Origin of the sequence: Pseudomonas fuscovaginae SE-1 (assembly GCF_000364705.1) — a bacterium.
Taxonomy (GTDB): Bacteria; Pseudomonadota; Gammaproteobacteria; order Pseudomonadales; family Pseudomonadaceae; genus Aquipseudomonas; species Aquipseudomonas fuscovaginae_A.
The window spans coordinates 62,430-89,121 of the sequence record NZ_AQOH01000204.1 but is presented as its reverse complement, the minus strand read 5'-3'; the positions used below and the strand labels follow the sequence as shown (position 1 = coordinate 89,121).

At 62.9% G+C, this 26,692-nt stretch carries 23 protein-coding genes; 15 read left to right on the top strand and 8 right to left on the bottom strand.

Going from position 1 to position 26,692, the window contains the following annotated elements; translation table 11 throughout:
- Positions 1–469 (top strand): hypothetical protein (locus tag K675_RS0118795; protein ID WP_332308413.1); only part of this gene is annotated, 469 nt, incomplete at its 5' end.
- Between the two features lie 14 nt (positions 470–483).
- Here the strand turns inward: K675_RS0118795 and K675_RS0118790 are convergent.
- Entirely contained in the window at positions 484–2,130 is a 1,647-nt protein-coding gene (locus K675_RS0118790; protein ID WP_017905033.1) for a Na+/H+ antiporter, read from the bottom strand.
- 271 nt (positions 2,131–2,401) lie between these two features.
- Between K675_RS0118790 and K675_RS0118785 the strand changes: the two genes are divergently transcribed.
- From K675_RS0118785 to K675_RS0118770, 4 genes are all read left to right on the top strand, one after another.
- The gene (locus tag K675_RS0118785) at positions 2,402–2,710 is read left to right on the top strand and encodes an arsenate reductase (RefSeq protein WP_232434448.1); all 309 of its coding nucleotides are present in this window, start codon (positions 2,402–2,404) and stop codon (positions 2,708–2,710) included.
- A 45-nt stretch (positions 2,711–2,755) separates the two neighbouring features.
- Positions 2,756–3,790 (top strand): 2,3,4,5-tetrahydropyridine-2,6-dicarboxylate N-succinyltransferase, encoded by a 1,035-nt coding sequence (gene dapD / locus K675_RS0118780; RefSeq protein WP_017905031.1) that lies wholly within the window; start codon positions 2,756–2,758, stop codon positions 3,788–3,790.
- 204 nt (positions 3,791–3,994) lie between these two features.
- Positions 3,995–5,200, top strand: coding sequence for an aminotransferase class V-fold PLP-dependent enzyme (locus K675_RS0118775; protein ID WP_017905030.1), 1,206 nt, complete (start codon positions 3,995–3,997; stop codon positions 5,198–5,200).
- Positions 5,197–5,607 (top strand): SufE family protein, encoded by a 411-nt coding sequence (locus K675_RS0118770; RefSeq protein WP_017905029.1) that lies wholly within the window; start codon positions 5,197–5,199, stop codon positions 5,605–5,607. Before K675_RS0118775 ends, K675_RS0118770 begins: the two co-directional genes overlap by 4 nt.
- Positions 5,608–5,619: 12 nt before the next feature.
- On the opposite strand, the gene tcdA is transcribed toward K675_RS0118770, so the two are convergent.
- A complete protein-coding gene (tcdA, locus tag K675_RS0118765) occupies positions 5,620–6,429 on the bottom strand; it encodes a tRNA cyclic N6-threonylcarbamoyladenosine(37) synthase TcdA (protein WP_026145332.1) in 810 nt (269 codons plus the stop codon).
- Positions 6,430–6,673: 244 nt separating this feature from the next.
- On the opposite strand from tcdA, the gene K675_RS0118760 reads away from it, so the two are divergent.
- The 4 genes from K675_RS0118760 to K675_RS0118745 all read left to right on the top strand — a co-directional run bounded on the left by K675_RS0118760 (position 6,674) and on the right by K675_RS0118745 (position 11,875).
- Positions 6,674–9,265 carry a glycosyltransferase gene (locus tag K675_RS0118760; protein ID WP_017905027.1) on the top strand — a complete coding sequence of 864 codons (2,592 nt, stop codon included), beginning with the start codon at positions 6,674–6,676 and terminating at the stop codon, positions 9,263–9,265.
- 187 nt (positions 9,266–9,452) lie between these two features.
- Complete coding sequence (gene dapE, locus K675_RS0118755) at positions 9,453–10,604, top strand: succinyl-diaminopimelate desuccinylase (RefSeq protein WP_017905026.1); 1,152 nt, start codon at positions 9,453–9,455, stop codon at positions 10,602–10,604.
- The gene (locus K675_RS0118750; RefSeq protein WP_017905025.1) at positions 10,604–11,413 is read left to right on the top strand and encodes a putative RNA methyltransferase; all 810 of its coding nucleotides are present in this window, start codon (positions 10,604–10,606) and stop codon (positions 11,411–11,413) included. The genes dapE and K675_RS0118750 overlap by 1 nt, the downstream gene beginning before the upstream one ends.
- 84 nt (positions 11,414–11,497) lie before the next feature.
- Positions 11,498–11,875 (top strand): hypothetical protein, encoded by a 378-nt coding sequence (locus tag K675_RS0118745; RefSeq protein WP_017905024.1) that lies wholly within the window; start codon positions 11,498–11,500, stop codon positions 11,873–11,875.
- A 213-nt stretch (positions 11,876–12,088) separates the two neighbouring features.
- Here K675_RS0118745 and K675_RS0118740 read toward each other — a convergent pair whose 3' ends face one another.
- A complete protein-coding gene (locus K675_RS0118740; RefSeq protein WP_017905023.1) occupies positions 12,089–12,298 on the bottom strand; it encodes a cold-shock protein in 210 nt (69 codons plus the stop codon).
- Positions 12,299–12,542: 244 nt separating this feature from the next.
- On the opposite strand from K675_RS0118740, the gene plsB reads away from it, so the two are divergent.
- The gene (gene plsB, locus K675_RS0118735) at positions 12,543–15,032 is read left to right on the top strand and encodes a glycerol-3-phosphate 1-O-acyltransferase PlsB (RefSeq protein WP_017905022.1); all 2,490 of its coding nucleotides are present in this window, start codon (positions 12,543–12,545) and stop codon (positions 15,030–15,032) included.
- Between the two features lie 62 nt (positions 15,033–15,094).
- On the opposite strand, the gene K675_RS0118730 is transcribed toward plsB, so the two are convergent.
- Entirely contained in the window at positions 15,095–16,183 is a 1,089-nt protein-coding gene (locus tag K675_RS0118730) for a hypothetical protein (RefSeq protein WP_017905021.1), read from the bottom strand.
- Positions 16,184–16,648: 465 nt separating this feature from the next.
- On the opposite strand from K675_RS0118730, the gene K675_RS33090 reads away from it, so the two are divergent.
- The 3 genes from K675_RS33090 (at position 16,649) to K675_RS0118720 (ending at position 19,200) form a co-directional block, all read left to right on the top strand.
- Positions 16,649–17,563 carry a hypothetical protein gene (locus K675_RS33090; protein WP_157383956.1) on the top strand — a complete coding sequence of 305 codons (915 nt, stop codon included), beginning with the start codon at positions 16,649–16,651 and terminating at the stop codon, positions 17,561–17,563.
- A gap of 160 nt (positions 17,564–17,723) precedes the next feature.
- A complete protein-coding gene (locus tag K675_RS0118725) occupies positions 17,724–18,344 on the top strand; it encodes a hypothetical protein (protein WP_017905020.1) in 621 nt (206 codons plus the stop codon).
- Positions 18,345–18,510: 166 nt separating this feature from the next.
- Entirely contained in the window at positions 18,511–19,200 is a 690-nt protein-coding gene (locus tag K675_RS0118720; protein ID WP_017905019.1) for a DUF4197 domain-containing protein, read from the top strand.
- Between the two features lie 42 nt (positions 19,201–19,242).
- On the opposite strand, the gene K675_RS0118715 is transcribed toward K675_RS0118720, so the two are convergent.
- A complete protein-coding gene (locus K675_RS0118715; protein ID WP_017905018.1) occupies positions 19,243–22,314 on the bottom strand; it encodes an efflux RND transporter permease subunit in 3,072 nt (1,023 codons plus the stop codon).
- 6 nt (positions 22,315–22,320) lie between these two features.
- On the bottom strand, positions 22,321–23,421 hold the full coding sequence (locus tag K675_RS0118710; RefSeq protein WP_026145331.1) for an efflux RND transporter periplasmic adaptor subunit: 1,101 nt from the start codon (positions 23,419–23,421) through the stop codon (positions 22,321–22,323).
- 93 nt (positions 23,422–23,514) lie between these two features.
- Here K675_RS0118710 and K675_RS0118705 point away from each other — a divergent pair, with 93 nt between their 5' ends.
- Complete coding sequence (locus K675_RS0118705) at positions 23,515–24,150, top strand: TetR/AcrR family transcriptional regulator (RefSeq protein ID WP_026145330.1); 636 nt, start codon at positions 23,515–23,517, stop codon at positions 24,148–24,150.
- 179 nt (positions 24,151–24,329) lie between these two features.
- Here the strand turns inward: K675_RS0118705 and K675_RS0118700 are convergent, their stop codons facing one another.
- Positions 24,330–25,118 carry a class I SAM-dependent methyltransferase gene (locus K675_RS0118700; protein WP_017905015.1) on the bottom strand — a complete coding sequence of 263 codons (789 nt, stop codon included), beginning with the start codon at positions 25,116–25,118 and terminating at the stop codon, positions 24,330–24,332.
- Between the two features lie 93 nt (positions 25,119–25,211).
- Between K675_RS0118700 and K675_RS0118695 the strand changes: the two genes are divergently transcribed.
- Positions 25,212–25,826 carry a hypothetical protein gene (locus K675_RS0118695; RefSeq protein WP_017905014.1) on the top strand — a complete coding sequence of 205 codons (615 nt, stop codon included), beginning with the start codon at positions 25,212–25,214 and terminating at the stop codon, positions 25,824–25,826.
- A gap of 16 nt (positions 25,827–25,842) precedes the next feature.
- Here K675_RS0118695 and K675_RS0118690 read toward each other — a convergent pair whose 3' ends face one another.
- The gene (locus K675_RS0118690; protein ID WP_017905013.1) at positions 25,843–26,670 is read right to left on the bottom strand and encodes an isocitrate lyase/PEP mutase family protein; all 828 of its coding nucleotides are present in this window, start codon (positions 26,668–26,670) and stop codon (positions 25,843–25,845) included.
- Positions 26,671–26,692 lie beyond the last annotated feature (22 nt).

Sequence of the window (26,692 nt, the reverse complement as noted above, 5' to 3'; positions counted from 1 at the left end):
GGCCAGCCACGCAAGCCACCTGTACCCAGAACATGGAGAGAACCCCGTCATGAAGGACCGGCTCATAGACGCCCAGACCCTCCTCGGCCTTGCCGAGGAATCATCGGGCATAACGGTGGACTGCGCCTGCCTGCGGCGCAACCTGCAGGGCTGGAGCAGTTGGCCGGTGGGCTACCAGGAAGAAGCCTTTACCGAGATCGGCACATTGTCGAAGTACCCCCCGGAAGAGGCCGTCATCGACGAGTACCATCCCGAAGGCACAACCTACTGGTCGCCCGAGGCGCCCATCGCGCCTCTCTATTACCCCTACAACCAGTCCACGGTGTGGTGCTGCGCCAGTTGCAAGCGGGTCTACATTCGTCACAACGATGACGGTGCCTACCATGTGGAGCGCCGCATCCGCAGCGTTCAACCCGGGCTGGTGGTCGATGCTCCCCATGCCAATGACGGTCGTGAAGCGGGTGGGTGAATCCGCCCTGGCCATTATTTCACCTGCCCCAGGTTGGCCTCGCTCAGGTCCAGTTCGCCCAGCACCTCACGCAACGCGTCATCGCCGATCTGGTGGTGGCGCCGCAAGCTGTAAAGCTCCAGGCGCTGTGCACGCAGCGCCCTCAAACGCAGGCGCCGCTCCAACAGATCCATCTGAAACGCCAGGGCCTGGGCCTCGGCGGAATCGTTGAACACCTCCAACTGATGCCGATACTCGGACATGAGCCGCGCCTTCAGCTCGGCGGCCAGCGCCGCCTGGGCGGCGTCCGCGGTCGCATTGGGCTCGGCCGCCTCCTCGATTTCCAGGGCGCGGATCGCCGCCTCGGCCGTGCGCCGCCAGGCCTCGCGCACCTCATGGCGACGGGCATCGTCCGGGCTCGGCGCGACATCGCGCAACAGCACCGGCAACGCGACGCAGGCGGCCACCAACGACAGCAGGATCACCCCCGCCGCAATGAAGATCAGCAGATCACGCTCGGGAAAATCGGTTCCCGGGGCGATCAGCAGCGGTACCGACATCACGCCGGCCAGGGTCACCGCCCCGCGCACACCGCCAAACGTCAGCAACCAGCAGGAGCGGGCCTTGGGCATCGACGTCAGCTCGCTCTTGCCACGCCAGCGGCGCAGCAGCACCGACAGCCGCCAGATGCTCTGCACCCAGACATAACGCAACATCAGCAGCACCAGGAAGATCGCCAGCACATCCAGACAACGGTACAAAAGCGTCGGCCACAGCGAGGTCTCATGGCTGGTCACCGCCTTGACGATATCCGGCAATTGCAAGCCCAGCAGCAGGAAGATCAGGCCGTTGAAGGCAAACTCCAGCAGTGACCAGACGCTGCGGTTGAGCAGCCGGGTACTGGTCTGGCGTGGCAGCAGATCGAGCCAGCTCTGCATCATCCCAGCCGCCACCGCCGAGAGGATGCCCGAGACGCCCAGGCGCTCGGCCAGGACATAGGCGGCGAACGGCAACAGCAGCATGAACACCACATGGGTCGCCGGATCGTCCCAGCCGCGGGCAATCATCCAGGCCCTGAGCCGTCCGACCAGCCAGCTCAACACGACACCGGTGGCCAGCCCGCCGATGGCGACCAGCAGGAAGGTGAGACTGGCGTTGGCCAGAGAGAACACCCCGGTCACGGCCGCCGCCAGGGCAAACTTGAAGGTCACCAGGCCTGATGCGTCGTTCATCAGCGCCTCGCCCTGCAACATGTGCATCAACGGCGTGGGCAGACGGTTCTGGGCAATCGCCGAAACCGCCACGGCGTCGGTCGGCGACAATACGGCGGCCAGGGCAAAGGCCACCGGCAGGGGAATGCCCGGCAATAGCCAGTGAATGAAACAACCGGCCCCGACCACGGTGAACAGCACCAGCCCCACCGCCAGGGTCAGCACCGGACCGCGCAGGCGCCAGAACTCCCGCTTGGGCATGCGCCAGCCATCGGAAAACAGCAGCGGCGGCAGGAACATGAAAAGAAACAGCTCGGGGTCCAGGGCAACGTGCAGGCCAAGGGTCGGCCACGCCAGCGCCGCGCCGGCGGCGATCTGCACCAGAGGCAAGGGCAAGGGAATCACCCGTGCCAGCAAACGCGAGACGCCGACCAGCATCAGCAGAATGAGGACGGTGTAGGCGGTTTGCATAAGGCGACTTCCCAATCGTTCAACAGGCTATCCGGCAACAATAAGCCGCCAAAGTGCCATATTAACCGCTTAATCCGCCACGCGAACGTCGCACCAGGGTCGCAAGGACCGTCCCTGCCAGCCGAACGGGCAGGCAAGGGGTTGGCCCCGAACCGACTCGGCCATGGCATAATTACCGACTGTTCATCTCGCATACCTGCAAAAGGGGGCAATTCCCGTGACCGATACGAGCAACACATTGCGCCTTTTCGGAATCAAGGCCTGCGATACCATGAAGAAGGCTCGCACCTGGCTGGAAGAACACGCGATATCCTACGATTTCCATGATTACAAGACCGCCGGCATCGACCGCGAGAACCTGACCCGCTGGTGCGACGAGCACGGTTGGGAAGTGGTGCTCAACCGCGCCGGCACCACCTTTCGCAAGCTCGACGACGCCAGCAAGGTCGATCTCGACCAGGCGAAGGCGATCGAACTGATGCTCGCCCAACCCTCGATGATCAAGCGCCCGGTGCTCGATCTCGGCAACCGAACCCTGATTGGCTTCAAGCCAGATAGCTACGCGGCGGCCCTCAACTGAGCCAGAGCGCTCAGGGCCACACTCCATTTCGCAAGAGGTAACTGCATGTCCACCAATCTGTTCAGCCTGGGCTTCGGTGTCGGTACCCAGAATCGTCAAGGTGCCTGGCTGGAAGTGTTCTACGCACAGCCCCTGATCCAGCCATCGGCCGACCTCGTCGCGGCGGTCGCTCCGGTACTGGGCTACACCGGCGGTAACCAGGCCATCAGCTTCACCCCGGCCCAGGCCTCGCAGTTGGCCGAAGCCCTCAAGGGCATCGACGCCGCCCAGGCCGCCCTGCTGACCCGCCTGGCCGAGAGCCACAAACCGCTGGTCGCCACCCTGCTGGCCGAAGATGCGCAACTGAGTTCCACCCCCGAGGCCTACCTCAAGCTGCACCTGCTGTCCCACCGCCTGGTCAAGCCACACGGCCTGAGCCTGGCTGGTGTATTCCCACTGCTGCCAAACGTGGCCTGGACCAGCCAGGGCGCGATCGATCTGGCCGAACTGGCCGAGCACCAGCTCGAAGCCCGCCTGCGTGGTGAACTGCTGGAAGTGTTCTCGGTGGACAAGTTCCCGAAAATGACCGACTACGTGGTGCCGAGCGGCGTGCGTATCGCCGACAGCGCCCGTATCCGCCTGGGTGCCTACATCGGCGAAGGCACCACCGTGATGCACGAAGGCTTCGTCAACTTCAACGCCGGCACCGAAGGTCCGGGCATGATCGAAGGCCGTGTCTCAGCGGGCGTGTTCGTCGGCAAGGGTTCCGACCTGGGCGGCGGCTGCTCGACCATGGGCACCCTGTCGGGCGGCGGCAACATCGTGATCAAGGTCGGCGAAGGCTGCCTGATCGGCGCCAACGCCGGTATCGGCATCCCGCTGGGCGACCGCAACACCGTCGAGTCGGGCCTGTACGTGACCGCCGGCACCAAGGTCGCGCTGCTCGACGAGAACAACCAACTGGTCAAGGTGGTCAAGGCCCGTGACCTGGCAGGCCAACCGGACCTGCTGTTCCGTCGCAACTCGGAAACCGGCGCCGTGGAGTGCAAGACCCACAAGTCGGCCATCGAGTTGAACGAAGCGTTGCACGCCCACAACTGATAGCGCCCTTTCCCTGTGGGGTCGGCTTGCTGGCGATGGGGACATTCCAGATCGCTAGCGCCGGCGAGCCGGCTCTCACAGAGGTTTACCATACAGAACCTGCCTTCGACGCCGTACTTGTAGGAGCAGGGCTTGCCCGCGAAGAGGCCCCAGAGGTCGTCATACCTTCAGGCGAACCCCGTTCCCACCACCAGGGCCCACACCATGCTGATACCCTCCCCCTGGCGCGCCGACTTCCCGGCCATCGCCGCCCTGCAACGGCAGGACCAGACCTACCTGGACAGCGCCGCCACCACGCAGAAACCCCAGGCGCTGCTCGACGCCCTGACGCACTACTACGCCAATGGCGCGGCCAACGTGCATCGTGCCCAGCACCTGCCCGGCGCCCATGCGACCCAGGCCTTCGAAGACAGCCGCTTGAAGGTCAGCCAATGGCTGGGGGCTGGCGAGAGCGGACAGATCCTCTTCACCCACGGTGCCACCTCGGCACTGAACCTCCTGGCCTACGGCCTGGAACATCTATTCCAACAGGGTGACGAACTGGTCATCAGCGCCCTGGAACACCATGCCAACCTCTTGCCCTGGCAACAACTGGCGCAACGTCGCGGGCTCAAGCTGGTGATCCTGCCGATCGACGCGACCGGCCGGATCGACCTCGACGCCGCGCTCGGTCTGATCGGCGAGCGAACGCGCCTGCTGGCCGTCAGTCAACTGTCCAATGTCCTCGGTGCCTGGCAACCACTGGCGCCGCTGTTGGCCCGGGCGAAGGCCTGTGGCGCCCTGACGGTCGTCGACGGCGCTCAGGGCGTCGTGCACGGCCGTCATGACGTGCAGGCGCTGGGCTGCGACTTCTATGTGTTCTCCAGCCACAAGCTCTACGGCCCCGACGGGCTGGGCGTGCTCCATGGCCGCCATGAGGCGCTGCGGCAACTGCGTCACTGGCAGTTCGGCGGCGAGATGGTCCAGGACGCCGACTACCAGCATGCCAGCTTCCGCCCAGCGCCCCTGGGCTTCGAGGCCGGCACGCCGCCCATCGCCAGCGTGATCGGCCTGGGCGCGACCCTCGACTATCTCGCCGGCCTCGACCAGGCCGCCGTCTCCGGCCATGAGGCCGCTCTGCATGAGCATCTGCTGCAAGGCCTCAAGGTACGCAACGGCATTCAACTGCTGGGTGAGCCGCAAGTGGCGCTGGCCAGCTTCACCGTCGACGGCGTGCATAGCGCCGACCTTGCCCACCTGCTGACCGAACAGGGCATTGCGGTCCGCGCCGGCCACCATTGCGCGATGCCGCTGATGAAACGACTCGGGCTGAGCGGGGCGATCCGTGTGTCGCTGGCGCTGTACAACGACTCCGATGACCTGGAGCGCTTTTTCGAAGCGCTGGACCAGTCACTGGAATTGTTGCGATGAGCTTGCCGAACGAAGCACAGGCGGCCCTCGACAGTTTCCAGGCCGCAGCCGGCTGGGAACAGCGGGCGCGCCTGCTGATGCAGTGGGGTGAGCGCCTACCGGCGATGGACGCAGCCGAGAGAACCGAAGCCAATCGCGTGCACGGCTGCGAGAGCCAGGTCTGGCTGACCGCCAGCCTGCAGAACGGTCAGTGGCGTTTCATGGCCAGCAGCGATGCGCGAATGATTCGCGGGCTGGTGGCATTGCTGCTGGTTCGGGTCAACGGCCTGAATGCCACCGAGCTGCTGACGCTCGACCTGCCGGACTGGTTCAACCAGCTCGGGCTTTCCCGGCAGCTCTCGCCGTCGCGCAGCAACGGGCTGAACGCGGTGCTGCAGCGGATCCGCGAACTCACCCGCCAGTCCTGAACGGCACACAGGTTACTGCGGCCTGGCCCGCTCCGACGGCCGCCGCACACCGGCGACGAGCTTGTCCACCGCCTTGGTCGCCGCGACCATGCCGAACGTCGCCGTGACCATCATCACCGCGCCAAAGCCGCCGGCACAGTCCAGCTTCACCCCATCCCCGACAAAACTCTTCTGCAGGCAGATACCGCCATCCGGTTTCGGGTAGCGCAACTGTTCGGAAGAAAACACGCAAGGCACGCTGTAGTGGCGATTGACCGTGCGGGAGAAACCGTAGTCTCGGCGCAGAGTCGAACGCACCTTGGAGGCCAGAGGATCATTGAAAGTGCGGTTCAGGTCACAGACCTGGATCTGCGTCGGGTCGATCTGCCCGCCCGCACCGCCGGTGGTGATGATCTGGATCTTGCGCCGCTTGCACCAGGCGATCAGCGCCGCCTTGGCGTTGACGCTGTCGATGCAGTCGATCACGCAGTCGATCTGCGAGGTGATGTACTCGGCCATGGTGTCGCGGGTGACAAAATCCGCCACCGCGTGCACCCGGCAGTCCGGGTTGATGCCCTTGAGCCGTTCGGCCATGACGTCGACCTTGGCCCGCCCAACCGTGCTGTCCAGGGCATGCAACTGGCGGTTGCTGTTGCTGACGCAGACATCGTCCAGGTCGAACAGGGAAATTTCCCCGACGCCGCAGCGGGCGACCGCCTCGGCCGCCCAGGAGCCGACCCCGCCCACCCCGACGATGGCCACGTGCGCCGCCTTCAGCCGCTCCAGACCTTCAATGCCATACAACCGGGCAATGCCGGCAAACCGTGGATCTTCTGCGCTCATGACCAATCACCGGAAAAATCGGCGCGCATTATAGGCTGATCCCAGGGCGCAGGCACCTTCAGCCTACGAATGGCGGTCGCATGAGCGAAAATGACAACATCTTCACAAGAAACCAGCTACAAAGACTCAGGAAAGAACTTAAACCAACGGCCATTGCCTAAGCTCGGCGGTGTTCTGGCACGAATCCCACGTGTAGGATGCGCGCCGCGCAGTTCAACGTTCTACTTCGGAACCCGAAATCTCTATGTCATCGCGTAAATTTGGACTCAACCTGGTGGTGGTGCTGGCAATCGCCGCGCTGTTCACCGGTTTCTGGGCGTTGATCAACCGTCCGGTCTCGGCCCCCAACTGGCCGGAACACATCTCCGGCTTCTCCTACTCACCGTTCCAGCAAGGTCAGTTCCCACAGAAAGACCAGTACCCGACCGACGACGAGATGCGTCGCGACCTGGAGATCATCAGCAAGCTGACCGACAACATACGTATCTACTCGGTCGACGGCACCCTGCAGGATATTCCCAAGCTGGCCGAGGAATTCGGCCTGCGGGTGACGCTGGGTATCTGGATCAGCCCGGACCAGGAACGCAACGAGCGGGAAATCGCCCGCGCCATAGAACTGGCCAATACCTCGCGTAGCGTGGTTCGCGTGGTGGTGGGTAACGAGGCGATCTTCCGCAAGGAAATCACCGCCAAGGAACTCGGTGTGCTGCTCGATCGCGTACGCGCCGCGGTGAAGGTACCGGTGACCACCTCCGAACAATGGCACATCTGGGAGCACAACCCGGAACTGGCCAAGCACGTCGATCTGATCGCCGCGCACATCCTGCCGTACTGGGAGTTCATCCCGATGGAGAAAGCCGGCCAATTCGTGCTCGATCGTGCCCGCGAACTCAAGCGGATGTTCCCGAAAAAACCGCTGCTGCTGTCGGAGGTCGGCTGGCCGAGCAACGGCCGCATGCGCGGTGGCGCCGATGCGACTCAGGCCGACCAGGCGATCTACCTGCGCACGCTGGTGAACAAGCTCAACCGCCAGGGCTTCAACTACTTCGTGATCGAAGCCTTCGACCAGCCCTGGAAAGCCAGCGACGAAGGTTCCGTGGGCGCCTACTGGGGCGTGTACAACGCCGCGCGCCAGCAGAAGTTCAACTTCGAGGGGCCGGTGGTCGCCATTCCGCAATGGCGGGTCCTGGCCATCGGCTCGGTGGTGCTGGCGATGCTGTCCCTGGCGGTCCTGCTGATCGATGGCTCGGCCCTGCGCCAGCGCGGCCGGACGTTCCTGACCTTCATCGCCTTCCTCTGCGGTTCGGTGCTGGTATGGATCGGCTACGACTACAGCCAGCAATACAGCACATGGTTCAGCCTGACCGTGGGCTTCCTGCTCGCCCTCGGTGCGCTGGGAGTATTCATCGTCCTGCTGACCGAGGCCCACGAGTTGGCCGAAGCGGTCTGGACCCACAAGCGCCGCCGGGAATTCCTGCCGGTCGAGGGTGAGTCGGACTACCGCCCGAAAGTCTCGATCCACGTACCGTGCTACAACGAACCGCCGGAGATGGTCAAGCAGACCCTCGATGCCCTGGCGGCCCTCGACTATCCGGACTACGAAGTCCTGATCATCGACAACAACACCAAGGACCCGGCCGTCTGGGAGCCGGTGCAGGCCTATTGCGAAACCCTCGGCCCGCGCTTCCGTTTCTTCCACGTCGCCCCCCTGGCCGGCTTCAAGGGCGGTGCGCTGAACTACCTGATTCCGCATACCGCCAAGGATGCCGAAGTCATCGCGGTGATCGACTCGGACTACTGCGTCGACCGCAACTGGCTCAAGCACATGGTGCCGCACTTCGCCGATCCGAAGATCGCCATCGTGCAGTCGCCACAGGACTATCGCGACCAGAACGAAAGCACCTTCAAGAAGCTCTGCTACTCCGAATACAAGGGCTTCTTCCATATCGGCATGGTCACCCGCAACGACCGTGACGCGATCATCCAGCACGGCACCATGACCATGACCCGCCGTTCGGTGCTGGAAGAACTGGGCTGGGCCGACTGGTGTATCTGCGAGGACGCCGAACTGGGCCTGCGGGTATTCGAGAAAGGTCTGTCGGCCGCCTATCACCACCACAGCTACGGCAAGGGGTTGATGCCCGATACCTTCATCGACTTCAAGAAACAGCGCTTCCGCTGGGCCTACGGCGCGATCCAGATCATCAAGCGACACACCGCGAGCCTGCTGCGTGGCCGTGATACCGAGCTGACCCGCGGCCAGCGCTATCACTTCCTCGCCGGCTGGCTGCCATGGATCGCCGACGGCATGAACATCTTCTTCACCGTGGGCGCCCTGCTCTGGTCGTCGGCGATGATCATCGTACCGCAGCGGGTCGACCCGCCGCTGATGATCTTCGCGATCCCGCCGCTGGCGCTGTTCGCCTTCAAGGTCGGCAAGATCCTGTTCCTCTACCGCCGCGCGGTCGGCGTCAACATGAAGGACGCCTTCGCCGCCGCGCTGGCTGGCCTTGCGCTGTCGCACACCATCGCCAAGGCGGTGCTGTACGGTTTCTTCACCAGCAGCATTCCGTTTTTCCGCACCCCGAAGAACGCCGACAAGCACGGTTTCTGGGTGGCGATCTCGGAGGCGCGGGAGGAGCTGTTCATCATGCTGCTGTTGTGGGGCGCGGCGCTGGGGATCTACCTGGTACAGGGCCTGCCGAGCAACGACATGCGCTTCTGGGTGACCATGCTGCTGGTGCAGTCGTTGCCGTACGTGGCCGCGCTGTTCATGGCCTTCGTTTCCTCGCTGCCGAAACCGGCCGAGGAACCCGAGCAGGTACCGGTTGCATAAAGTCGATGCAATCCTCTAAACGGCGGCCCCTGGTCGCCGTTTTGCTTTAAGATATCCGCCATTTTCCGCTCACCGCCCCCTGTGGGAGCCGGCTTGCTGGCGAAAAGGACCTCGAGGGCGCCAGAAACTTCGCGATCGAGCCTATTCCCACAGACCTAGCCTGTCTTTCATGTTTTCGGAGTTTCCCATGACGGCCCACGCCGAGCTTTCGCCGACCCTGCAACTTGCCTGTGACCTGATCCGCCGCCCCTCGGTGACGCCGGTCGACGCCGACTGCCAGAAACTGATGATGCAGCGCCTGGGCGATGCCGGCTTCAACCTGGAGCCGATGCGCATCGAGGACGTGGACAACTTCTGGGCCACCCACGGTCGCCATGACGGTCCGGTGCTGTGCTTCGCCGGCCACACCGACGTCGTGCCGACCGGCCCGGTGCAGGCCTGGCAGAACGATCCGTTCGACGCGCTGATCGACGAGCACGGCATGCTCTGCGGGCGAGGCGCCGCCGACATGAAGGGCAGCCTCGCGGCGATGGTCGTGGCGGCCGAGCGTTTTGTCGGCGACTACCCGGACCACAAGGGCTCGGTGGCCTTCCTGATCACCAGCGACGAAGAGGGCCCGGCCCATCACGGCACCAAGGCCGTGGTCGAGCGCCTGGCCGCGCGCAAGGAGCGCCTGGACTGGTGCATCGTCGGTGAACCGTCGAGCACCTCGCTGGTCGGCGACGTGGTGAAGAACGGCCGTCGCGGCTCGCTGGGCGCCAAGCTGACCATTCGCGGCGTACAGGGCCACGTGGCCTATCCGCACCTGGCGCAGAACCCGATCCACCTGGCCGCGCCCGCGCTCGCCGAGCTGGCCGCCGAGCACTGGGACGACGGCAACGCGTTCTTCCCGCCGACCAGCTTCCAGATCTCCAACGTCAATTCCGGTACCGGTGCGACCAACGTGATCCCCGGCGAGCTGGTGGCACTGTTCAACTTCCGTTTCTCCACCGAATCGACCGTCGAAGGCCTGCAGCAGCGGGTCGCGGCCATCCTCGATAAACACCGGTTGGACTGGCACGTCGACTGGGCCCTGTCCGGCCTGCCGTTCCTGACCGAGCCCGGCGCCCTGCTCGACGCGGTGTCGTCCAGCATCCGCGAAATCACCGGACGAGAAACCAAGGCCTCGACCAGCGGCGGCACCTCCGACGGGCGCTTCATCGCCACCCTTGGCAGCCAGGTGGTGGAACTCGGCCCGGTCAACGCGACCATTCATCAGGTCAACGAACGGGTCCTGGCCAGTGATCTCGATGTGCTGACCGAAATCTACTACCAGACCCTGATCAAGTTGCTCGCCTGATGCTCACCTGCCCTCTCTGCAGCGCACCGCTGGGTGCGGTCGACAATGGCGTGGTCTGCCCGGCCGGGCACCGTTTCGACCGGGCCCGCCAGGGCTACCTGAACCTGCTGCCGGTGCAGCACAAGAACAGTCGCGACCCGGGCGATAATCAGGCCATGGTCGAGGCCCGGCGCGATTTCCTCAACGCCGGCCACTACGCGCCGGTGGCCAGCCGCCTGGCCGAACTGGCCGCCGAGCGGGCCCCGCAACGCTGGGTCGATATCGGCTGTGGCGAAGGCTACTACACCGCGCAGATCGCCGAAGCCCTGCCAGAGGCGGATGGTTATGCCCTGGACATCTCCCGCGAAGCGGTGAAACGCGCCTGCCGCCGCAACCCGCAACTGACCTGGCTGATCGCCAGCATGGCGCGCATTCCATTGCCGGACGCCAGTTGCCAGTTTCTCGCCAGTGTCTTCAGCCCGCTGGACTGGCAGGAGGCCAAGCGCCTGCTCAGCCCCGGTGGTGGTCTGATGAAAGTCGGCCCGACCAGCAGCCACCTGATGGAACTGCGCGAGCGACTGTATGACGAAGTCCGCGAGTACACCGACGACAAGCACCTGGCGCTGGTGCCGGAAGGCATGGCGCTGCAGCACAGCGAAGTCCTCGACTTCAAGCTGTCCCTGCAGCAGCCCGCCGATCGCGCCAACCTGCTGGCCATGACCCCGCACGGCTGGCGCGCCAGCGCCGAGCGCCGCGCGCGGGTGATCGAGCAGACCGAACCGTTCGAGGTCAGTGTGTCGATGCGCTACGATTACTTCGTTCTGCAATGATCCCCATGACCCACCTCGCCAACCCCGGTTGGCGACCGCCTGAATCCGCGAATGGATTTTTCAGCAGCCGCAGCGAGGACATCCATGCGCCAGCCTGATATCGAGATTTACCTGAAAGACGCCGACGTCGACCACAAGGCGATTACCGCCTGGCTGAACGAAGCGCTTGGCCCCTGCAGCGAGTGGACGCAGAAAGGCCAGACCTGGAAATGCAAGGCCGGTGGCGTACCGGTGACCTGGCTGCCCAAGGCCGTGGGCAAGTGGAACAGCCTGTACCTGGAAAGCGACCAGACCCCCTGGGACGATGACATCGCCTGTGCCCGCGCCGCCTTCGCCGCGCTGCGGGTGGAAGTGCGTTGCGCGCCAGGTAGCTGGGTCGAGGAGGAAGGCGAGGAAAGCGCCGACCGCTGGATTCGGGTCAGCGCCGATGGCGAGGAAGAAATCACCTGGCGTACGGCCTGAATCAGACAAAGCCGGCACTGGCCGGATCTACGCTGGCCAGTACTGCCATGGCCGAACCTTGTGGCGAGCGGGCTTGCCCGCGCTGGGGCGCGAAGCGGCCCCAAGCCCGGCAACTGCGCTCTTACAGACGTATCGCTGCCAACTGATTTACGGCTGCTGTGCAGCCGAGCGCGGGCAAGCCCGCTCGCCACGAGGTTGGCCCCTCACTCACGGTTACAAGCCCACCACGTCCTCGGCCTGCAGGCCCTTCTGGCCTTCCACCACCGCGTACTCGACCTGCTGCCCCTCGGTCAGCGAACGATGGCCCTGGCCACGGATCGCACGATAGTGCACGAACACATCCGCCCCACCTTCACGCTGGATGAAGCCGTAGCCCTTGGCATCGTTGAACCACTTCACATTGCCTGTCTCGCGAGTTGCCATGAATCCGTACTCCATTTTTATTATTGAGTGAACCCCGCTCGCAGGGTTCTCCAAGCCTGGTCGCCAGAACTTGTGATGACGCTCGCAGGTCATACCGTCAATGGCGAGTACCGGAGTATATGACAGCCCGAGAAACTCTCAATCAATATTACTTCGTTGCGTTTTTGCCGATTTTCGCCAGATACGGCACACTACGCGCCGCCCGAGCAAACGCTCGGTTCACTCCCTCTGAAGCAGAAACCGTATGACCCGTTCGCCGTTCCGCCGTCTAGTGTTTGGCACCCTGCGCCGTCTCCTGTACCTGTGGGTGCGCTCGGAGACGATCAACCAGTCGTCCCTGACCCTCAACCTCGATCGCAGCCGCCCGGTGTTCTACGTCCTGCAATCGCCGTCGCTGAGCGACCTGGCGGTGGTCGACCGCGAATGCACCCGGGCCGGCCTGCCGCGTCCGGTGCTGCCGGTGTCGGTTGGCCCGCTGATGGAACCGGCGGCGTTTTTCTACCTGACCCCGGAACCCGACTGGCTCGGCCGTCATGACAAGCGCGGAGCGCCCCCCGCACTGACCCGCCTGGTCGATGTCCTGAGCCAGAACCCTGCCGAAGACGCGCAGGTCATACCGGTCAGCGTGTTCTGGGGCCAATCGCCGGACAGCGAATCGAGCCCGTGGAAGCTGCTGTTCGCCGACAGTTGGGCGGTCACCGGCCGCTTGCGACGCCTGCTGAGCATCCTGATCCTCGGCCGCAAGACCCGCGTGCAGTTCTCCGCGCCGATCCACCTGCGCGAACTGGTGGAGCACAACAAGGGCCACGAGCGCACCGTGCGCATGGCCCAACGCATCCTGCGGGTACACTTCCGCAACCTGAAGACTGCGGTGATCGGTCCCGACCTGTCGCACCGGCGCAACCTGGTCAAGGGCCTGGTCAACGAGCCGCAGGTGCGCCAGGCAATCCTCGAACACGCCCAGCGCGAGAACATCACGGCGGAAAAGGCCAAGGCCCAGGCATTGCGCTACGGCAACGAAATCGCCTCGGACTACACCTACACCGCGATCCGCTTCCTCGAAGTGGTGCTGAGCTGGTTCTGGAACAAGATCTACGACGGCATCCGCGTCAACCATATCGAAAACGTCCAGGCCGTGGCCCAGGGACACGAGGTAATCTACGTCCCCTGCCATCGCAGCCACATCGACTACCTGCTGCTGTCCTACCTGCTGTTCCGCAACGGCCTGACCCCACCGCACATCGCCGCCGGGATCAACCTGAACATGCCCCTGATCGGCAGCTTGCTGCGCCGTGGCGGTGCGTTCTTCATGCGCCGTACCTTCAAGGGCAACCCGCTCTACACGGCGGTGTTCAACGAATACCTGCACACGCTGTTCACCAAGGGTTTCCCGGTGGAGTACTTCGTCGAGGGCGGACGCTCGCGCACCGGGCGCATGCTGCGCCCCAAGACCGGCATGCTCGCCATCACCCTGCGCAGCTTCCTGCGCTCCTCGCGCATGCCGGTCGTCTTCGTACCGGTCTACATCGGCTATGAGCGGGTACTGGAAGGCCGGACCTATCTCGGTGAACTGCGCGGTGCCAGCAAGAAGAAGGAGTCGATCTTCGACATCTTCAAGGTCATCGGCGCGCTCAAGCAACGCTTCGGCCAGGTCGCGGTCAACTTCGGCGAGCCGATCAAGCTGGCCGACTTCCTCGACCAGGAACAACCGGGCTGGCGCGCTCAGGAACTGGGCCCGCAATTCAAACCGGACTGGCTCAGCGCAACCACCAACCGCCTGGGCGAACGTGTGGCCCGCAATCTCAACGAAGCCGCAGCGATCAACCCGGTGAACCTGGTAGCCCTGGCCCTGCTGTCCACCAGCCGCCTGGCCCTGGACGACCGCGCCCTGGCCCGGGTGCTCGACCTCTACCTGGCCTTGCTGCGCCAGGTGCCGTACTCGCCACACACCACCCTGCCCGAGGGCGATGGCCGCGCGCTGATCCAGCACGTCAAGGACATGGACCTGCTGGCCGAACAGAGCGACGCGCTGGGCAAGATCCTCTACCTGGACGAACAGAACGCGGTCCTGATGACCTACTACCGCAACAACGTCCTGCACATTTTCGCCCTGCCAGCATTGCTGGCGAGCTTCTTCCAGAGTTCCTCGCGCATGAGCCGCGACCAGTTGCTGCGCTACATCCGGGCACTGTACCCGTACCTGCAGTCGGAGCTGTTCATCCGTTGGTCGCTGGACGAACTGGACGATGTCGTCGACCGATGGCTCGCCGCCTTCGTCGAGCAGGGCCTGCTGCGCTTCGAGAACGAGGTCTACCTGCGTCCGGCGCCGAGCTCACGGCATTTCGTACTGCTGACCCTGCTGTCGCGGAGCATCGCCCAGACCCTGCAACGCTTCTACATGGCGATTTCGCTGCTGCTCAACAGCGGCCAGCACAGCATCAGTGCCGAAGAGCTGGAAGACCTGTGCACGGTCATGGCCCAGCGCCTGTCGATCCTGCATGGCCTCAACGCCCCGGAGTTCTTCGACAAGAGCCTGTTCCGCCACTTCATCCAGACCCTGCTCGACCTCGACGTCCTGCGGCGCGATGACACCGGCAAGCTGAGTTATCACGAGCTGCTCGGCGAACTGGCCGAGGGCGCGGCCAAGCGGGTATTGCCGGCGGAAATCCGCCTGTCGATCCGCCAGGTGACACTGCACGACACAGGTCCGGAACAGAACACCGACGCCACCTGACCTCGCCGACAACCCCAGGCTGCAGGCTGCCTGGGGTTCTTCGTGCAAGAACCGTCGAACAATCAGCCGTTTCGATATCCGCCCCCTGCCCTGCCCTCGTGCATGGCGCGCTGGATATCGTTATAGAGTTCATTGGCCTCCTGGGCCGAAAGAGACCTGAAGCAGTCTCTCAGGACTATTCTGAGCAGCACGTTTTCCTGCCCCTCGAACATCCCTAGGCGCTCCACCGCCTGAGGCGGCAATTGCCCATGGCTCCAGCGACCCAGCACGCGCATTTCCTCGATCCAGCCACTCCGCCCACCGGCGGCCTGCAGCATCGACTCGGTCAGTTCTTCCTCACTCCGTCCCGGCATCACGGCCAGCGAGATATCGCGAGTTATCGCAGGCAGACGGGACACAGGCACCCAGGGGGCGAGGCTGAACATCTGTGCCTGGATACGCGGCAGCGGGTCCCTGAGTAGGCGAATATCGGGAACTCCCTTGCGTAGCATCGCCAGACGATCCAACCCCATGCCCATGGCCAGACCGCCATGCTGAAGTGGATCGAGCCCGAGCCGGTCAAGCAGTGAACGGGCAATGCAACCACACTCAAGCACCTCCACCGATTGCGGTACCGAAACGACATTGATCTCGATGCCTCCCTCGGTGTAGTGGTGGGGACTGTCCTGACTAGTCCAGGTATGACCAGGCAACGCGGCGGCCAGGACATCGCCCACCAACCTCAGCAACTGCTCCCGGCAGGACAGCTGCGGATCACCAATCACCCAGATATCCATCTGGTGCGGTTGTGCGCAATGAAGACGGTCGCGCGTGTCGCGCCGGAACGTGATTCCGGGAGCCGCGAGCAGAATGGTCTCGCCGGGCTTTCGCGCCCTTGCCGCCTCCTTCAACGCGGGGGGAATCAGGCTGGTCGTCTGGGTTCGCAACAATTGTGATTCGCTGATCCAGCGAGTGTGATCGCTGCAGAGGGTGACTTCATCAGGGGCATAGCCGAGCAGGGCGTAATTCTGCTCCGCGGTCACTATCCGCGGTCCGCGGATAACCCGAGGAGCCGGCCAGCCCCGCTTTTCAAGTCCGTCGAGTACACATTGGGCAATCATCCCCACCGCATGAACCGGTGCCTCGAATTCGGAAAGATCGGCAATCTGCATGGCCTGGCTGATTTGCGCGTCGGATAAATATCGTCTGGATGACATTGGCAGCCCCTTAACCAGTCTGACTCACAATATATTTATCACTCTTGCAAAGCGATCAAACATACAAACTTCCTTTCCTTCCAGAGGAAAAGCCAAACACAAAAACTAGAAACCGCCTACAAAAACAGGAAAAACACCATATTTCCTACAGAAATATTAGCAATTTCTAATTTCACAAAAAACAAAACCCAAACTACTACTTACATAACTCCTGAAGACCAGGAGCCCCAAAAAAAACCGAAAGAGGAAGCAGCAATGTCTAAAGAAGACCGCAAAACAAACTTCCAACGAATCACATCCGACCCCTACAACTTCGGCTGGGCACCGCTCGCCTGGGCACACAACGAAAGTTAAATACTAAATCCACACAGCAGAGGCAGTGCCGTCTTTCGGCACTGCCTAAAACATAAGGAGATGACAATGACTCATTACAAAGGATTTCAAACTCTCTTCAAATCTCAAAAAGTTTCAATCCTAAGCGATAGCGAAGAAATACTAGTTTTTGCCCATAAAATCGGACTCAGCGCAATCGAGCTTCTCAGCACTTCAACGCCACCCCAAAACAGCGTAGTTATCACCCTATCGGACGCTGGTGCCAAGCACACACTGGATGTGGCCAAATACACAGATGATCTTCGATGTGTCTTTTGCGCAGCACAAGTTTTCACACCATCGACAGAGGTCGCAACCTACAGCCTTGAGCGCCTCTTTGAAAGCGACTTTTCCGAGGCGTTGGCTCAACAAGAAAGATATCTAAAACTCCTTGAAAACCATAAAACCCTAAAAATATCTGGAGAGAAATCATCAGGAGCATTAAAGATAAGAGAAAACGCAAACCCTTATGGCCTAATAAGATCAGACATTGAGAAACCATTCATAAACTCTGTGGCTGAGTTTTTCGAAGTTCACTACGCACAGATGAAGCAATCTGAAGACTGCCCTTTCTCACTAGACGGAAAATTAATAGTTTCAGGGATGCTAGTCGTACACAGGAAACGGCAACCACACGCAGAGGACAAGCATAACGAACTAATGCAACTCCTCCAGGAAACCTCAAAAAAAGAAGCACAACTCACCATCACAAACAATAAAATAACCTCTTTTATCGTCGACAAACAAGAATATGTAAAATTAATTACACAGGCGGCCGGCCCTCGGGGAGGAGCACTAACCGAATTTGCAGTTGGTGTAAAAAAGCAGATAGCAGAGCACATAGACTACAGCAAAAACTCACAAATGAATGAAGGAATTGATGGCATCCAGGTAGCTATTGGAGATGGATCGTCTGGCTACCATATAGATTTCCTCTGCCCAAGAGTGATCGTTCATTTGTAGCAAATACGATGCGCATGGACGCCTTCATCAGACAACAAGTAACCTCCTGCCAGAAATTTCGGCAAAGCAACAACGATATTTCCTTGCCGAATTTTCTCGGCAAACACTCGTATAGACTGAATCCTGCGTCGCCTTTGACGCGTTCGATAAGGATATCGAGATGACCGCAAAAAACGTCGTGACCGCTGTTTTCCACTTTCCGCCGGACTATGCCATTCCGGCCCGGGCGCAGACCCGGATCAGCCTGCGCAACCGCGATACCCATGCCCTCCTCGGCACCTGGAGCAGCACCGAGCTGCCCGCGCGCGGCCCCTGGCGCCTGGTTTTCGAACTGCCGCAGGACCTGCGCTACAACAGCAGGATCGAGATCGAGTTCGACATGAGCGTCGATGAGGTCTCGCTGCTGGCCGACATCCGCTACAACTTCAGATGGCGCAAGGACAGCCAGGAGGCGGTCTTTCACCTGAGCCCGCCTGGCTATCTCTATCTGAGCGCGGCGCTGGTGCCACTGATCGGCACGGACGAGAACACCCTGGCCAACCTGAAACTGGTCGCCCTCAACGATTCGGGCCTGCCACCCTACATCCTCTGCGAGGAAATCACTCTGCTCAAGGGCGCGATCCCCCGCTATCTGCGCTATGACCCCAGCCGGGTCAAGCCCGGCCAGCTCTATGAAACCCAGGGCAGCTTCGGCAGCCGGCGCAAATTCACCATGAAGCCCATCCCCAGGACCGTCGTGCTGCAGAAGGAAAAGCCGCAGAACCTCATCCTCAGGGCCTGAGGCCGGGGCATCCATTCGATCAACGCTCGCATCGAACTCGCCGGCCAGCTACTGTTACCACCAGCGGACAGCCCGACGCCCGTTCGAACGGCCTGGTTCCACAGTCCAGGCCCCTGCGTGCCGAGTCCGCCCGGTCATTTTCCCTTTTCGAATAAGGAAGCTTTCCATGCTCCGTCCTTCCCTACGCCTGGCCAGCCTCTGCGCCGGCCTGCTGATCTCCGCCAACGCACTGGCCCTGTCCCTGGGCAGCCTGTCCCAGGGCGAAGCCTCGGGCGGGCTCAAGGACGCCCTGGCCCAGGGTGCCGTCGCCGCCGTCACCACGCTGGGCAAACCGGGTGGCTTCAGCAACAACCCTGATGTGAAGATCGAACTGCCGGGTAAACTGGGCAAGGTCGCCAGCAAGATGAAACAGTTCGGCATGGGTGCCCAGGTCGATCAGTTGGAAACCAGCATGAACAAGGCCGCCGAAGCCGCCGTGCCACAGGCCCAGGCCCTGCTGGTGGACGCGGTGAAGAAGATGACCGTGAACGACGCCAAGAGCATCCTCAGCGGCGGCAAGGACTCGGCCACCCAGTACCTGGACAAGACCAGTCGCGAGCAGATCCGCGCCAAGTTCCTGCCGATCGTCAAGCAGGCCACCGACAAGGTCGGCCTGGCCCAACAGTACAACTCGTTCGCCGGGCAGGCGGCGACCCTCGGCGTGATCGACGCCAAGAGTGCCAACATTGAAAGCTATGTAACCGAAAAGGCCCTGGACGGCCTGTTCAAGATGATTGCCGAGAAGGAGGAAGGTATCCGCGCCAATCCGGCGGAAGCGGCCACCAGCCTGGCGAAGAAGGTGTTCGGCGCACTCTGATGTACCGGTGGGAGCCAGCACGCTGGCTCCCTCAGGGTCGGTCTATCCCTCGGCCGCCGTCTTCTTCACCCGGAACCAACCGGCATACAGCGCCGGCAGAAACAGCAGGGTCAAGGCCGTCGCCACGATCAGCCCACCCATGATCGCCACCGCCATCGGCCCGTAGAACACGCTGCGCGACAGCGGAATCATCGCCAGCACCGCCGCCAGCGCGGTCAGCACGATCGGCCGGAAACGGCGTACCGTCGCCTCGATGATCGCCTGCCACTGCGACATGCCGGCGCGGATATCCTGTTCGATCTGGTCCACCAGGATCACCGAGTTGCGCATGATCATGCCTGACAGGGCAATGGTCCCCAGCATCGCCACGAAACCGAACGGCTGGCGGAACACCAGCAGGAACAGCGTCACCCCGATCAGCCCCAGCGGCGCGGTGAGGAACACCATCGCCACCCGCGAGAAGCTGCGCAGTTGCAGCATCAACAGGGTCAGCACCACCACGATGAACAACGGTACGCCGGCGTTCACCGAGGCCTGGCCACGCTCCGAGTCCTCCACCGTACCGCCCACGTCCAACAGATAGCCATCCGGCAGTTCGGCACGGATCGAATCCAGGGTCGGCATGATCTGCTTGACCAGGGTCACCGGTTGCTCCTGGCCATAGATATCGGCGCGGACCGTGACATTCGGCAGACGGTTACGGTGCCAGATGACGCCTTCCTCGAAGCCGTACTCCAGCGTCGCGATCTGCGACAGCGCAACGCTGGCGCCATTGTCGGTGGGCACCGCCAGGCTCGACAGTGCCGACAGTTCGGTGCGCTCGTGCACGGTGCCCCGCAGCAGGATCTCGATCAACTCGTTGTCCTCGCGGTACTGGCTGACGGTCGAACCGGTCAGCGAACTGCGCAGGAAGCGCGACAGGTTCGCCGTGCTCACCCCCAGGGCCCGGGCACGATCCTGGTCGACACTCAGGTAGACCACCTTGCTCGGCTCTTCCCAGTCCAGGTGCACGTTGACCACATGGGGGTTCTCGCGCACCTTGGCCGCCACCTTGCGGGCCAGGGCCCGCACCACCTCGATATGCTCGCCGGTGACACGGAACTGCACCGGGTAGCCTACGGGCGGGCCGTTCTCCAGGCGCGTGACCCGCGAACGCAGGTCCGGGAACTGCTCGTTGAGTGTGTCGATCAGCCAGGTCCGCAGCTTTTCCCGATCTTCGATGGTCTTGGCCAGCACCACGAACTGGGCAAAGCTGGCCGCCGGCAACTGCTGGTCGAGCGGCAGATAGAAACGCGGCGAACCGGTGCCGACATAGGCCACATAGTTGTCGATGCCGTCATGCCCCTTGAGCAGATTCTCCAGGCGCTTGACCTGTTCGGCGGTGTTGCTCAGCGACGCGCCTTCGGCCAGCTTGAGGTCGACCATCAGTTCCAGCCGCCCGGAAGCCGGGAAGAATTGCTGCGGTACGAAGCGGAACAGCGCCACCGATGCCACGAAGGCCAGCACAGTCAGCACGATCACTGTCTTGCGCCGCCGCACGCACCACTCCACCAGGCGCCGCACCCGCTGGTAGAACGGCGTGGCGTATGGGTCCGGCTGATCGGCGCCATGCTTGGCGGCGTGGATCTTCGCCAGGTCCGGCAGCAGCTTTTCCCCCAGGTACGGCACGAACATCACCGCGGCGATCCACGACGCCAGCAAGGCGATGGTCACCACCTGGAAAATCGAGCGGGTGTATTCGCCGGTGCCCGACTGCGCGGTGGCGATCGGCAGGAAACCGGCGGCGGTGATCAGCGTACCGGTCAGCATCGGGAACGCCGTGCTGGTCCAGGCGTAGCTCGCCGCCTTGAGGCGGTCGAAGCCCTGCTCCATCTTGATCGCCATCATCTCCACGGCAATGATCGCGTCGTCCACCAACAAGCCCAGTGCCAGTACCAGGGCGCCTAGGGAAATCTTGTGCAGGCCGATGCCCAGGTAATACATGGTGGCGAAGGTCATCGCCAGTACCAGCGGAATCGCCAGTGCCACCACCATGCCGGTGCGTACGCCCAGGGAAAAGAAGCTCACCAGCAACACAATCGCCAGAGCCTCCACCAACACCTGGACGAACTCGCCGACACCGGTCTTGACCGCCGCCGGCTGGTCGGAAACCTTGCTCAGGCGCATGCCCGCCGGCAGGCTTTTCTGGATGCGCGCAAATTCGGCTTCCAGCGCTTTGCCCAGCACCAGGATGTCGCCGCCCTCGTTCATCGCCACGGCCAGGCCGATGGCATCCTCACCCATGAAGCGCATGCGTGGTGCGGGCGGATCGTTGAAGCCGCGGCGAACCTCGGCGAAATCACCGATGCGCAAGGTCCGGTCACCGACCCGGATCGGGAAGTTGCGAATCTCGTCGACACTCTTGAAATTACCGCTGACGCGCAGTTGCACCCGCTCCGTCGGCGTCTCGAAGAACCCCGAGGTAGAGACCGTATTCTGTTCCTGCAGGGCCTGCTGAACGGCCGCCATCGGCACCCCGAGGGTGGCCAGCTTGACGTTCGACAGTTCGATCCAGACCTTTTCGTCCTGCAGCCCCAGCAGGTCGACCTTGCCCACATCCTTGACCCGCTGCAGCTGGATCTGGATACGGTCGGCATAGTCCTTGAGCACCGCGTAGTCGAAACCATCGCCGGTCAGCGCATAGATATTGCCGAAGGTGGTGCCGAACTCGTCGTTGAAGAACGGTCCCTGGATATCCGGCGGCAGGGTCTGGCGAATGTCGCCGATCTTCTTGCGCACCTGGTACCAGAGTTCGGGGATCTGTGCCGAGTGCAGCGAGTCGCGGGCCATGAAAATCACCTGGGACTCACCCGGCCGCGAGAACGAGGTGATCCGCTCGTACTCGCCGGTTTCCATCAGTTTCTTTTCGATACGCTCGGTGACCTGCCGGGAAACTTCCTGGGCCGTGGCCCCCGGCCAGTTGGTCTGGATCACCATGGCCTTGAAGGTGAACGGCGGATCCTCGCTCTGGCCAAGCTTGGAGTAGGACATGGTCCCCACCAGCGCCAGCAACAGCATCAGAAACAGGACGATCTGGCGGTTGCGCAATGCCCATTCGGAAAGGTTGAAACCCATCGGGAACTACTCCTTGGCCGCCAGGTTGACGACACGGTTGGAGCGATCCACTGGACGCACCTGCTCCCCTTCGTGCAGCACATGCACTCCGGCCGCCACCACCCAGTCGCTGGCGCTGAGGCCTTCGAGCACCGGCACGCTCTTCTCGCCGAAGGCGCCGACCCGCACGGGGGTGCGCTTGAGGGTGTTGTCCGGCTGGACTCTCCAGACATAGGCGGCACCGTTTTCGGCGGTGAGCGCCGACAACGGTATCGAAAGCGGTACGGCACCGGCGGCCTGGACGAAGACCCGGGCACTCTGCCCCAGCTCGGCAGGGACCTTTCCGGCACTGAAGGCGATGCGCGCGGCGAAGGTGCGGGATTTCGGATCGGCCGCCGGCGACAGCTCGCGGATATGCCCACTGAAGCGCTGGTCCGGCTGGGACCAGAGCTCCACCGCGACATCCTGGCCGACCCTGAAGCGCCCGAAGGCCTGTTCCGGGAAACTGATCAACACTTCCCGCTCGCCGTCGGCCGCCAGGGTGAAGACCGTCTGACCGGCAGCGACCACCTGGCCGACCTCGACCTGGCGCCTGGCGATCACGCCATCCTGGGGTGCCCGCAGCACCGCGTAGCCGGCCTGGTTGCTGGAGACATCGAATTCCGCCCGGATCTGCTTCAGACGAGCTTCACCGGCACGGTAGGCATTTTCCGCGTTGTCATACTGCGAGCGGCTGACCATCTGCCGCTCCAGCAACGTCTTGTAGCGATCACGCTCGGAGCGCACCAGGTTCAGGTTCGCTTCGGCAGCCGCCACCTGGGCGCGGGTGGCCTCCAGTTGCAGGCGCACATCCTGCGGGTCGAGTTCCGCCAGCGGCTGATTGGCCTTGACCCGTTGCCCCTCCTCGACCAGGCGCCGAGCCACCTTGCCCGCGATGCGAAACGCCAGTTCGGGTTCGAAGCGGGCACGCACCTCACCGGGATAACTGTCCGTGGCCTGGGCCGACAACTGCGGCTGAACCACCATTGCGGGACGCACGGTCACCTGAACCGTTTCTTCGTGATCACAGCCCACGAGGAAAAACGCTAGACTGGCGGGTAACGCAAGGGGCAGGACATAGCGGAACATGGTGTAGACCCTTCGCTAGAGAGTGCTTGAAATAATTATACTGGCCGGTATGGTATTTATACCAAACTGACCAGTCCAGTATTAAAGTGAAAAATGTCCGACAATCTTTCAGTGCCCAGCGGCCCCGGCCGCCCCAAGGACCTGGCAAAACGCCAGGCCATTCTTGAAGCAGCGAAAGATCTGTTCCTGAGTAATGGATACGCCAGCACCAGCATGGACGCGGTAGCAGCAGCGGCAGGTGTTTCGAAGCTGACGGTCTACAGCCACTTCAACGACAAGGAGACGCTGTTCTCCGCCGCGGTGGTCGCCAAATGCGAGGCGCAGTTACCCGAACTGCTGTTCGCCCTGCCCGAGGGAGTGCCGGTCGAATCGGTGCTGCTCAATATCGCCCGGGGCTTCAATCACCTGATCAACAGTGACGAGTCGGTGAACCTGCATCGCCTGATCATCGCGCTGGGCAGCCAGGACCCCAAACTGTCGCAGATTTTCTTCGAGGCCGGCCCGCAGCGGATGTTGAGCGAGATGGAACGGCTGCTGAGCAGGATCGATCAGAGCGGGGTGCTGGTCATCGACAAGCCGCATCGCGCCGCCGAGCACTTTTTCTGTCTGCTCAAGGGCGCGGCGAACTTCCGCCTGCTGTACGGCTGCGGCGAGCCGTTGAACGCCGAGGACAGCGAAGCGCATGTGCGCGAGGTGGTGGCGCTGTTCATGCGCGCCTATCGGCCCTGAGCCCATCCCGCGCAGAACACCTGTCTTTTGTGGCGAGCGGGCTTGCCCGCGTTGGGCTGCAAGGCAGCCCCAAAGCCTGGCACCGCGTTCTATCAGATAAACCGGATTTGCTGATTTCAGGGCTGCTGCGCAGCCCAGCGCGGGCAAGCCCGCTCGCCACAGGACTTGCCACAGGACTTTCAGACGCCAGGCTTGAGCGCTTTCTTCGGATAGATATCGTAGCGGCTCGACTTGCCCTCCAGCCCATGACTGGGCTTGGGCCCGTCGATGCACGGCGCCTTGCGCGGGCGCTTGACCACCACCCGGTGGGTCGCCAGGGCCAGGGCCGCCTCCAGCAGCGCCGGGGCATCCGGATCATCGCCCACCAACGGCCGGAACAGACGCATTTCCTTCTTCACCAGGGCGGTTTTTTCCCGGTGGGGAAACATCGGGTCAAGGTAGATGACCTGTGGCGGTTCGCCTTGCCAGTTGCGCATCACCTCGATGGCGTTGCCCTTGAGCAGACGCATGCGCGACACGATCGGCGCCACCTCCAGGTCCTCCAGGCCGCGGGCAAGGCCATCCTCCAGCAGGGCAGCGATCAACGGCTGGCGCTCGATCAGGCTCATGTCGCACCCCAGGCTCGCCAGCACGAACGCATCCTTGCCCAGCCCCGCCGTGGCATCCAGCACCCGCGGCCGTACGCCCTGCTGGATACCGACAGCCTTGGCGATCATCTGCCCGCTGCCGCCACCGTACAGGCGCCGGTGCGCCGCACCACCCTCAACGAAGTCCACCCGTATCGGTCCCGGGACATCCGTTCCCAGTTGCTGCAACTGCAAGCCCTGCCCGGACACCTGCAGAGCGAACTCCGCCTCGGGCTCCTGCAAGGGCAGTTCCAGGCGCTGGGCCCAGGCCCGGGCCTGAGGTTCAAGCCCTTCGGCCAAGGCTTCGACTCGGATCCGTACGGCCGTCTGCTGCTCACTCATGAAAAACACGCTCAAAAATTTAATGATCGGCAAAAACGGCCGATAACAGAATTATCCGGCATTTTGCCAGAGCTTGGGTCACGACCGAGAACCATGTCAGACATTCAGCGCACATCCATAGGTTATCTATCGCCCGTTGGCGATTACGGCCTGCGAAACTCCCAGGCACTGAGTGGCGTCAGCCACCTGTGGCAGGATTTCTTCGCCCGCGCGCTGGCCGAGCAGGTAGGTGACGCGCCGAAACAGGCGGTGGCCGAACTGCCGATCGATGGCCCGGTCGAGCCGACCGCCGGTGCCGAGACCCTGGCACAGATCGTCGAGCAGTTGCACTGCAACGTCACCGACAACCCGGTACGGCCTCCAGAGCCGCTGTTCCTGCCGATCGCCGAGTTCGAACTCGATCTGCTGAAGAAACCGGCACCGCCCTACCCGGATGACGAAATCATCGCCCAGCAGCGGCAACAGGATTTCGAGAGCGAGTGGGTTCGCCCGATCGTGCTCACCGCCGGCCAGTCACAGCCCGAGCCAGGCCCGGCACCGCAGAAACGTCCGCTGCACCTGCCAATTGCCGAATTCGAGCTGGACCTGCTGGAGAAACCGGCGCTGCCGTACGACGAACAGACCCTGGTCAAGCAGCAGCAGGACCTGGACTACGACCTCAACTGGGCCCGCCCGCTGGTGGCGCACAACCTGCGTCTGGCGGCCTGAGCCGACAGCACCTGTCTCAGCTCTTGAACATCTGGTTGATCCTGCCGAACGGGATCGCCTGTTCGGCAAAACCGAAAGTCCCCTGCCCCTGGATTTCCTGCGCAGCCCGGTAAAATGCTCCGTACGCCGCACGCGCCAGCACCGAACCGACGCTGATGCGCTTGACCCCCAGGGCACTCAGATCCGCCACCGACAACGGCACGCCGCCGGACATCAACACATTCACCGGCTTGGGCGCCACGGCCCTGACGATCGCGCGAATCTCCTCGGCCGTGCTCAGATCCGGGGCGTAGAGCACATCGGCCCCCGCCTCGGCAAAGGCCTGCAGGCGACGAATGGTGTCATCCAGATCCCGTCGTCCGACCAGGAAGTTTTCCGCCCGCGCGGTCAGGGTGAAGTCGAATGGCAGGCTGCGCGCGGCCGCCACCGCCGCCTCGATCCGCTCGACTGCCTGATCGAAGGGATAGATCGGTTGTTCGGGGTTGCCCGTGGCGTCCTCGATGGAACCACCGACCAGGCCCACCTCGGCGGCCATCAGGATGGTCTGGGCACACCCTTCGGGACTGTCGGCGTAGCCGTTTTCCAGGTCCGCCGCCACCGGAAGCGGTGTGGCCTTGGCGATGACATGGGCATTCTCCAGGGCATCGGCGCGGCTGACCGCCCCCTCGGCATCCGGTCGCCCCAGGGAAAAGGCCAGCCCGGCACTGGTGGTGGCCAGAGCCTCGAAGCCCAGCGCGGCGAGCATCTTCGCCGAACCGGCATCCCAGGGGTTGGGGATCACGAAGGCCCCGGCACGCTCGTGCAGGGCCCTGAAGGTTTGGGCTCGAAGGGCTTGCGCATCCATATGACCGACTCCTGGCAGAAGA